The organism is Streptomyces sp. HSW2009, from assembly GCF_040240285.1.
Lineage (GTDB): Bacteria > Actinomycetota > Actinomycetes > Streptomycetales > Streptomycetaceae > Streptomyces.
In genome coordinates, this window is record NZ_JBEHZD010000332.1 from 1 (window position 1) to 8,960 (window position 8,960).

The 8,960-nt window shown below is 74.9% G+C and carries 8 protein-coding genes and 1 pseudogene; 3 read left to right on the forward strand and 6 right to left on the reverse strand.

The features are described from left to right. Positions 1-79: 79 nt before the first annotated feature. Positions 80-1,006, reverse strand: coding sequence for a bifunctional helix-turn-helix transcriptional regulator/GNAT family N-acetyltransferase (locus tag AAHZ94_RS22295; protein ID WP_349994754.1), 927 nt, complete (start codon positions 1,004-1,006; stop codon positions 80-82). A 329-nt stretch (positions 1,007-1,335) separates the two neighbouring features. Between AAHZ94_RS22295 and AAHZ94_RS22300 the strand changes: the two genes are divergently transcribed. After that, positions 1,336-2,235 (forward strand): SAM-dependent methyltransferase, encoded by a 900-nt coding sequence (locus AAHZ94_RS22300; protein WP_349994755.1) that lies wholly within the window; start codon positions 1,336-1,338, stop codon positions 2,233-2,235. A 22-nt stretch (positions 2,236-2,257) separates the two neighbouring features. Here AAHZ94_RS22300 and AAHZ94_RS22305 read toward each other — a convergent pair whose 3' ends face one another. The 3 genes and pseudogenes from AAHZ94_RS22305 to AAHZ94_RS22315 all read right to left on the reverse strand — a co-directional run bounded on the left by AAHZ94_RS22305 (position 2,258) and on the right by AAHZ94_RS22315 (position 5,495). Further along, a complete protein-coding gene (locus tag AAHZ94_RS22305; RefSeq protein ID WP_349994760.1) occupies positions 2,258-3,262 on the reverse strand; it encodes a glutamate ABC transporter substrate-binding protein in 1,005 nt (334 codons plus the stop codon). A gap of 638 nt (positions 3,263-3,900) precedes the next feature. Further along, positions 3,901-4,738: pseudogene (locus tag AAHZ94_RS22310) on the reverse strand (serine/threonine-protein kinase); the annotation flags it as partial. A 262-nt stretch (positions 4,739-5,000) separates the two neighbouring features. Further along, positions 5,001-5,495, reverse strand: coding sequence for a DinB family protein (locus tag AAHZ94_RS22315; RefSeq protein WP_349994756.1), 495 nt, complete (start codon positions 5,493-5,495; stop codon positions 5,001-5,003). Positions 5,496-5,634: 139 nt separating this feature from the next. On the opposite strand from AAHZ94_RS22315, the gene AAHZ94_RS22320 reads away from it, so the two are divergent. After that, the gene (locus tag AAHZ94_RS22320; protein WP_349994757.1) at positions 5,635-6,327 is read left to right on the forward strand and encodes an isochorismatase family protein; all 693 of its coding nucleotides are present in this window, start codon (positions 5,635-5,637) and stop codon (positions 6,325-6,327) included. A 143-nt stretch (positions 6,328-6,470) separates the two neighbouring features. Here AAHZ94_RS22320 and AAHZ94_RS22325 read toward each other — a convergent pair whose 3' ends face one another. Continuing rightward, positions 6,471-7,367 (reverse strand): LysR family transcriptional regulator, encoded by an 897-nt coding sequence (locus AAHZ94_RS22325; protein ID WP_349994761.1) that lies wholly within the window; start codon positions 7,365-7,367, stop codon positions 6,471-6,473. A 78-nt stretch (positions 7,368-7,445) separates the two neighbouring features. On the opposite strand from AAHZ94_RS22325, the gene AAHZ94_RS22330 reads away from it, so the two are divergent. After that, positions 7,446-8,615, forward strand: a complete 1,170-nt coding sequence (locus tag AAHZ94_RS22330) for an EamA family transporter (RefSeq protein WP_349994758.1) — start codon at positions 7,446-7,448, stop codon at positions 8,613-8,615. A 118-nt stretch (positions 8,616-8,733) separates the two neighbouring features. On the opposite strand, the gene AAHZ94_RS22335 is transcribed toward AAHZ94_RS22330, so the two are convergent. Beyond that, the coding region (locus AAHZ94_RS22335; protein WP_349994759.1) for a hypothetical protein at positions 8,734-8,960 on the reverse strand (227 nt) is incomplete at its 5' end.

An 8,960-nucleotide genomic window follows, 5' to 3' on the forward strand; every position in this document is an offset into this window, starting at 1 on the left:
GGGGGGGGGGGGGGGGGGGGGGGGGGGGGGGGGGGGGGGGGGGGGGGGGGGGGGGGGGGGGCCCCCCCCCCCCGCCCGCTCACTCCCCACCCCGCGCTTCGATCCGCGCTTCGATCCGCTTCTCGAACCAATGGTGTGCGTACGGCTCGTCGTTGAAGGCGGGCACCTCGGTGAAGCCGTGGGCGTGGTAGAGGCCGATGGCCGGGGCGAGGGCCTTGTTGGTGTCCAGGCGGAGCAGGTCGTGGCCGTGCGCCGCGGCGCGCGCCTCAAGCTCGGGCAGGAACCGGCGGCCGAGGCCGATCCCGCGCGACGCCGGCGCCACCCACATCCGCTTGACCTCGGCGGGCGCGCGGCCCGGCAGCTTGAGCCCGGCGCAGCCGACGGGCTCGCCGTGCACCCTGGCGACGAGGAACAGCCCGTGCGGCGGGCGCAGTTCACCGGCGTCGGGCAACAGGCTCAGTGCCGGGTCGAAGCCGGTGGCGAAGGACTCCTGCATTTCGGCGAAGTAGGCGCGCAGACAGTGCTGGGCGTCGGGGTGGTCCGGGTCGACGGCGTCCAGCGTGACGGTCGCCGCCGTCAGCAGCCGGTCCACCTCGGTCATCGCGGCCACCAGCCGGGCGCGTTGGGTCGCGTTCAGCGGTTCGAGGAGCGAGCCGGCGACCTCGTTGCTGCGCTGGTCGACGACGGCCCGTTCGGCCCGGCCGGCCGCGGTGAGCCGGACGAAGCGGACCCGCCGGTCCCTGGGCTGCGGCTCCACCGTCACCAGGCCGGCCGCCTCAAGGGAGCGCAGCAGCCGGCTCACATACCCCGAGTCGAGGCTGAGCCGTTCGCGCAACTGCCGTACGTCCTGGCCCTGTTCGCCGATCTCCCAGAGCAGCCGCGCCTCCCCGACCGGCCGACCGCGGCCCAGGTAGCGGTCGTGGAGCACGCCCACCCGCTCCGTCACGGTCCGGTTGAACCGCCGCACCTGCTGGATCTCCGCCGCCTGCCGCTTCGCCGCGCTCATTTCTCTGACTGTAGTCAGGTAAATTGCGCGGCGCTAGGGGGAGAGGGGGCGGGGGATCGGAGGCGTGCGCGTGCGCGTGACGGGGTGCGGGTTGTTGTGCGTACGCGTCGGGGCGGGTGCGGGTCGGGCGATACAGGTGTGCCTCGTGATGGGTGCGTGGCGCGACAAGTGCGTGCCACGAGAGGTGCGTGCTGCGACAGGCGCGTGCCGCGCTGGCTGAGGTTCCTTCGTGGCGTCCCCGTACCGCCGGCGGGAAATCCCTGACGGAGCGGACTCCTGTGCCATGCTCCTGTGCCGGAATCGGAACGCGGCAGGGCGGAGTTCGGGCGATGAATGGCGCTATTCCTTCTAGCGACGGCTATGACGACGTCAATGTATTCCTGCGCTTCCTCCAACATCTGGGCTGGGACGATCTGCTGAACGTCGGATATTTCACCTGGCCCACGCTTCCCGCCGCGATCAACGGTGGAGCTCCATTCCAACGCGCCCTGGTACGCCGCTCGCTGGCGCTGCTACGGGCCGAGCCCGGGCACCTCGTACTCGACGCCGGATGCGGGCGCGGGCACACCACCGCACGGCTGGCCGACGCCGGCTGTCGGGTGGTCGGCGTGGACGTCAGCGACCGGCAGATCGCCTGGGCCAGGGACCGCTTCGGGCGCCGCCCCCGGGTGGCCTTCGAGGTCGCCGACGTCACCGCGCTGCCCGCCCCCGCGGGCCACACCGACCTCGCTGACCAGTCGTTCGACCGGGTGCACTGCCTGGAGGCGGCATTCCACTTCGGCCCCGAAGGGCGCGCCGCCTTCCTCGCCGAGAGCCACCGCCTGCTGCGCCCCGGCGGCCGGCTCGTTCTGGTCGACTTCACCTGGCCGACCCGTGCCACGCCGCAGATCGACCGGCTCGATCCGCACGGCCTGGTCCGCCGGTCCTGGCGCTTCCAGGATTTCGAGAACCTGGACCGCTATCTCCGCCAGGCCACCGCAACGGGCTTCCGCATCAGCGCGGTTCGCGATTGGACGCGCCCGGTCGTCCGGCGTTCCGCCTGGCTCATCGGCACCATCGGCACGGTCGCCGCAACCCGCGCCGGCCGCCGCGCCCTGTGCGCCCGTTGGACCGGGCTGCGGGAATTCACCACCGCCGATTGGAACGCCCTGCTGCCCGTGGTGGCCGCGCATGCGGCGGCCGGCAAGGAAATGGGCTATTCGGCACTGGTGTTGGACCGGCCGCGCTAGCTGGCTGGTACGGGCGCGCCCGCTACTCCCCACCCCGCTTCGCCAGCAGCGGCAGGTTCTTCTGGAGGGAGCGGTCCTTGGTGCCGTCGGTCGCCATGGCCTTGAGGGCCTGTTCGACCTTCGCCTTGAGCGGGCTGCCCTTGGGCAGGCCCACCCCGTACCGCTCGTCGCCCGACAGCCGGAAGCCGCCGAGGCGGAAGGCGCCGTAGCGGTCGGCCGCGTAGCCGGCCAGGAGTGCGTCGTCGGTGGTCACCGCGTCGACCGTGCCCTGCTCCAGTGCGCTCACACACAGCGCGTACGAGTGGGCGGAGACGATCTCGGCCTGCGGTGCGGCCCCGGAGTCCTTGAGCATCTGGGCGGGGGTGGAGCCGGTGACCGCGCAGACCCGCTTGCCGTTGAGGTCGGCGGGCTTGCTGATGGCCGAGTTGTTGGCGGCCAGCAGCACGTCCTGGTGCGCGACGAGGTACGGGCCGGCGAAGTCGACCTGTTTCGCGCGGCTTTCGTTGATCGTGTACGTGGCCACCACGAGGTCCACGTCGTGGTGGGTCAGCGCGGTCTCGCGGTCGCTGCTGCGCACCGGCCTCCAGGTGATGTCGGCGGGCGTGTGGCCTAGCGCCCTGGCCACGTAGGTGGCCACGTCGACGTCGAACCCGGCGTAGCTGCCGTCCGACTGCTTGACGCCGAAGCCGGGTTGGTCCGTCTTGATGCCGATGGTGATCTTCTTGCCGGTGGGGGCCTCGGGGCCGGTGCTGGTCTCGGGGCCGGCGCCGTTCGGCTGCTGCGACTTCGGCTGGTCACCCGGGGTGGATGGCCCGCCGGTCTTCTCCGGCCGGCCGCCGGCGCTGTTCGCCCCGTCGCCGGGCAGCAGTTGCCAGCCGAGCACCCCGGCCAGGACCAGCACACCGGCGGCCCCACCCGCGTACCACCGGCGCCGACGCGACCCGCCGGCGCCGGCTGCGGGCGGCGGCAGGTGCGCCGGGGCGGGCGGCGGGCCCGAATGCGGGCTCGGATGCGCGCCGGGCGGCATGCCGTGGGGCGTGCCGTACGCCGGTACCGGAGGGTGCGTGCCCGGGGCGCCACCGAGGTACGGGACGGGCCCCGCGGCTCCGGTGGGCGGGCCGAATCCGGGTGGGGGCGCGGGGGTGGGAGTGGTGGCGGGGGTGGTGGCGGCCGGGGTGGCCGGGGTTGCTTGCCCGTCGGCGGCTTGGGCGGCCGGGGTCGCTTGCCCGTCGGTGGGCGGGGCCAGGGGGTAGTGGTCGGTGGGGCCGGGGCCGGGAGTGGTACCGGGGGCGGGAGCGGCTGGTTCGGGTGGGAGCGCGGGGGTGCCCGCGGCCAGGTCGGGTTGGGGTGTGGGGGTGCCCGCGGCTGGTTCGGGTTCGGGTACGGGCGGGCCCGCGGCTGGTTCGGGTTCGGGTACGGGCGGGCCCGCGGCCGGTCGGGACCCATCCGTAGCGGACCTATCCGTAGCCGATCCATCCGTAGCGGGCTCGTCCGTAGCAGGCAGGTCCGCATCCGAGCTGCCCGTAACGGACCGGTCCACACCCGAACTGCCCGCAATGGATCTGTCCGCACCCGGTCTGTCCGTACCCGATCCGCCCGTAACGGGCCGGTCCGCGCCCGGTACCCCCGCATCGGGCCGGTCCGGTACGGACTCGGTGGCGGGGGTCGCTTCGACCGTGGCGAGGAGGCGGTCGAGGGCGGCGGCGTCCGGGCGGGCGGCGGGGGAGCGGGCGAGCAGTGCCGTCAGTGGGCCGGTCAGCGCGCCCGCCTTGCGCGGCGGCGGAACGTCCTGGCCGACGATGGCCGCGAGCGTCGCCAGCGTGTTGGCGCGCCGCATCGGGTGCCGGCCCTCCACGGCCACGTACAGCATCATGCCCAGCGACCACAGGTCGGCCGCCGCGTCGCCGTCCTGGCCGGCGGCGCGTTCGGGCGCCATGTAGTCGGGGGTGCCGATCAACGAGCCGGCGGCGGTGAGCACCGTGGAGCCCTGGATGGCGGCGATGCCGAAGTCGGTGAGGACCGGCCGCCCGTCGGGCCTGATCAGGATGTTGGCGGGCTTGACGTCGCGGTGCTGGATGCCGGCCGCGTGCACCGCGACCAGCCCGGCCAACACGCCCCGGCCGAGCCGCGCCGCCTCGGCCGGGTCGAGCGTGCCGCGGGCCAGCCGGGCCGCGACGTTCTCGCCCGGTACGAGCTCCATGACCAGCCACGGGTACGGATGGTCGGCGCCGTCCACGATGTGGTAGATCGTCGCCACGTGCGGGTGGTTGATCCGGGCCAGCGCCTGGGCCTCGCGCAGGACGCGCGCGCGTAGTTGCGCCGCACCCTCCGGGTCGTGCTCCGCCAGTGCGGGATCGGGCGGGCGCACTTCCTTGAGCGCCACGTCACGGCCGAGCGCCAGATCCCGGGCGCGCCAGACCGTGCCCATCCCGCCCCCGCCGAGCCGTTCCCCCAACTCGAACCGGCCGTCGACCACCCGCCCCACGGGTCCCCCTCGCCTCACGCCGCCCGCATCCGCCGACGACCCCCGCTGACACCGGCCCTGACTTTGCCACAGGGGCCCGAGGGGTGACCCCCGGCAGGTGGAGCTACCGGGCGAGCGGCTGTGGACGCGTACGCGCCTGATGGCGGGAGGCGACCGTGGGCCCGCGGGGGCCCGTAGCACGGGCCTGGCAGCGGGCCGAGTAACTGATCGTTCCAGAACGAGTTGAGCTGTGGACCTTGCGTTCGACGAACTTGGTGGGCGCAGCGGAGCGGCTTGCCCGTCAGCGGAGAACCAACCTTTGCCTGCCGTCGATGAGTTCGCGCACGGCGTCCAAGTGACCCGCGTGGGTGGCGGTCTCGGTGATCACGTGCAGGATGATCTCGCGCAGGTTGTCGAGGCGCCAGTCACCGAAGAAGTCCGGCCACCAGCTCGGGGCCGCCTTCAGGTCGGCTCCGGCAAGGAAGGTGTCGGCGAGTTCCCCTTCCTTGCGGTAGAGGGCGAAGACCTCCTCGGCTGTCTTCTCCGGGGCGGGCTGCCACGCGTCCCCGGACCCGAGGATCTCTTCGATCGCGGCTTGTTCCCCGGCAGCAACCGCGCGGAACCAGAACTTCTCGTCGTCCAGAGCGAGATGGTGCACCAGCCCAAGGCACGTCCAGCCGGACGGCAGGACCGGGCGCCGCAGCGCCTCCTCGTCCAGTCCCTCCAAGATGCCCAGGACGTGCTTGCGCTTGCTGTTCAGGACGCCGAGCAGCGTCGTCAGTTCAGTGTCAGCCATGGGCCGGACCCTATGCGCCCCGCGTCCCACCCCCATCCGAGTGACGCAGCGTGCGCGGGCCGATCGCGGTGCACTACCTTGCCGCGACGAACGGTTCCGGGCCGGCCCGACGGGGCGGCGGGTGAGAGAGGTGTGGGCGATGGGGCGTGCCTTGATCGTGGTCGATGTGCAGAACGACTTCTGCGAGGGCGGTGCGGTGCCGGTGGGCGGCGGGGCGGACACCGCGGCGGCCGTGGCCGAATTGGTCGCCGGAGCCGGAGCCGGGGCCGAGGGCAGCGACAACGGCAGCGACAACGGCAGCGACAGGACGAACGGGGCCGGTGCCGGGGCCGGGAGCGGCGACGGGTTTGGGGACGACGGCACCGCGTACGCGCGCGTGGTCGCCACCCGCGACCACCACATCGACCCGGGCGCCCACTTCTCCGCACACCCCGACTACCGCGACTCGTTCCCCGTGCACTGCCTGGCCGGCAGCAGCGGCAGCGAGTTCCACCCCGCCTTCGCGCCGGTGGCCGCCTCCGGCGCCGTCGACGAGGTCTTCTTCAAGGGCGCGCACTCCGCCTCCAAGAGCGGCTTCGAAGGCGCGACGGCGGACGGCACGCCGCTGGCCGAGTGGCTGCGGGCGCACGACATCCAGGCCGTGGACGTGGTCGGCATCGCCACCGACCACTGCGTACGCGCCACCGCGCTCGACGCGGTCGCCGCCGGCTTCACCACCCGGGTGCTGCTCGACTACACCGCGGACGTCGCCGCCGACACCACCGAACGGGCCGCGTCCGACCTGCGCGCCGCCGGCGTCACCCTGACCGGCACCCCCGTCGTCCGCGCCTGACCCAACCAAGCCTGACCCGTCCGCGCCCGACCCCTCCACGCCCCGACCCGTCCGTGCCCGGGCCCACCACCGCGGCCAGCGCGTACCCCCTCGCATGCGGGCCCGGACCGCAAACGCCGGCCCTCACCCCCGTACCTCCCGCCTCACCCCCGCACCTCCCGCCCCACCCCCAGCACATCGAGGAAGGCCAGCGTCGTCGGGCTCGGGTTGAACTCGTTCCAGGCCAGGTACTCGACGCGGTGCGGGCCGTCCACCACCGGGACGAGGGCCAGCGCCGGATCTGCCGCGGCCTGCGGCCGGACGAAGGCCGACGGGAGGAGCGCGACGCCGAGCCCGCGGGCGATCAGCCGGGTCATCAACTCCGCGATGCCGGCCTCGTACGCGACGTCGCGGACCAGCCCCGCAGCCGCGAACGCCTGGTCGGACTGGGCCCGGGCGGGCGTGCCGGCCACGAAGTCCACGAACGTCTCGTCGGCCACCTCGCGCAGGCTGACCCGCGCGGCCCCCGCGAGCCGGTGCCCGGCCGGCACCACCAGCACGTGTTCGTCGTGGTCGAGGGCGAGCGACCGCACGCCGGCCGGCCGCTCGTTCGCGGGCAGCCCGAGGAAAGCGACGTCCAACTCGCCCTGGCGGACCGCGGCCGTCAACTCCATGCTGCCGCCCGCCCGCAGCAGCACCCGCACGTCCGGGTGGCGGGCCCGGAACCGTTGGATCGCCTCGGGCACGTCGACGGCGGCCGTCGTCACGATCACGCCGAGCGCCAGCCGGCCGCGCACCACCCCGGCCGCCGCCGCGGCGTCGGCCACCGCCCGGTCGGCCGCGGCCAGGCACTCGCGCGCCCGCGCGAGGAACGCCTCGCCCGCGCCGGTCAGCTCCGTCCGACGGCTCGACCGGGCGAACAGCTTCACGCCCAGTTCCCGCTCCAGGCCCGCGATGCGGTGGCTGAGCGAGGACTGCACCACCGCGCAGCGCTCGGCGGCGCGCGTGAAGTTGCGGGTTTCGGCGACGGCCACGACGTAGCGCAGTTGCTGGAGGTCCATGCATACATGGTGCTGGTGCATGGTTGCCATCGCAATCATGCTTTGGATGCATGTACGGGGGCTGCGCAGACTTCCCCCATGAACGCCTCGCCCACTTCGCCCGGTCACCGGGCCGGCCCGTCGCGCACCACGTCCGTGCAGGTGGCGACCGTCGCACTGACCGCCATCGCCCCCATGTCCTGGGGCACCACGTACGCCGTGACCACCGAACTCCTGCCGCCAGGACACCCGCTCTTCGCCGGCCTCGTACGGGCGCTGCCCGCCGGGCTGCTGGCGCTGGCGATCACCCGGACGCTGCCGCGCGGCGACTGGTGGTGGAAGGCGGCCGTGCTCGGCGTGCTCAACATCGGCGCCCTGTTCGCGCTGCTCTTCATCTCCGCGGAGCGGCTGCCCGGCGGCGTCGCCGCCACCCTGGGCGCTGCGCAACCGCTGCTCGTGGCGGGCCTGGCCGTCCTGGTGCTCAGCGACCGGCCGAGCGGCTGGCGGCTGGTCTGGGGCGTGCTCGGGGTGGTCGGCGTCGGCCTGGTGGTGCTCGGTCCGCAGGCCGAACTGGACGCCGTCGGCGTCGTCGCCGGCCGCGGCGGCACCGCCAGCATGGCCGCCGGCGTCGTCCTGACCAAGCGCTGGGGCCGCCCGGCCGGCGTCGGCCCGATGGCCGTGGCCGGCTGGCAACTGACCGTCGGCGGGCTGGTGCTGCTGCCCGTGACCCTGCTGTTCGAGGGCGTCCCCGGGCACGTCGACGCGGGCGCCGTCGGCGGCTACCTCTGGCTCGGCAGCATGGGCGGGCTGATCGCGTACACCCTGTGGTTCCGCGGCATCGGCCGGCTGCCGGTCGGCGCGTCGGCCCCGCTGGTCCTGCTGTCCCCGCTGGTCGCCACGGTCATCGGCCTCACCCTCGGCGAGTCCCTGAGCCTGCTCCAGGCCGCCGGCTTCGTCCTGGCCCTGGCCGCGCTGCTGGCCGCGCAGTTCCCGGCGCCGGGGTGGGTACGGGGGCGTACGGGGCGCACGGCGGTGGGGTCCGCGCCGGGCCCGGCGGCCCCCGCCCCCGCTCCGGCTCCGGCTCCGGCTCCCGGTTCTCCCGGTTCGGCTCCCGTTCCGGCAGCGTCAGCGTCAGCGGCTGTGGCAGCTCAGGGCGGTGCGCCGGCGCCGGGTTCGGGCCCGGCCTCCGCAGCGACTTCCGCAGCAGCGGCTTCCGCGACGGCGCAGGACGGCGCCCGGGCGCTGGCCGACGGGCCGGCCGTCCGCTGACCCGCCGCGCCCCGGGCCGCCGGCCACAGGCCCGGACTCGCAGACCATGGGCCCGGGCCCGGACCCGCGCAGCCCCCACGTACCGCCGCCGCCGCTCCCGTTGCCACCGCTCCCGCCGTCACCCCCACCCGGGCCCCACGTCCACCCCCGCCGCGAGGGCGTCCACGACACCGGCGAGGCCGGCAGGGTCGGCGGGGCCAACGGCGTCGGCGCCGGACGGGGCACGGACGCGGGGACCGGCCCCGGCCCCGGGCGCCGCGGGGGGGGGGCGCGGGGGGGGGGGGCCCGCGGCGCCGGGGGGGGCGCGGCGGGCGGCAGGGGCGGCCCCGGCCCCCCCCCCCCCGG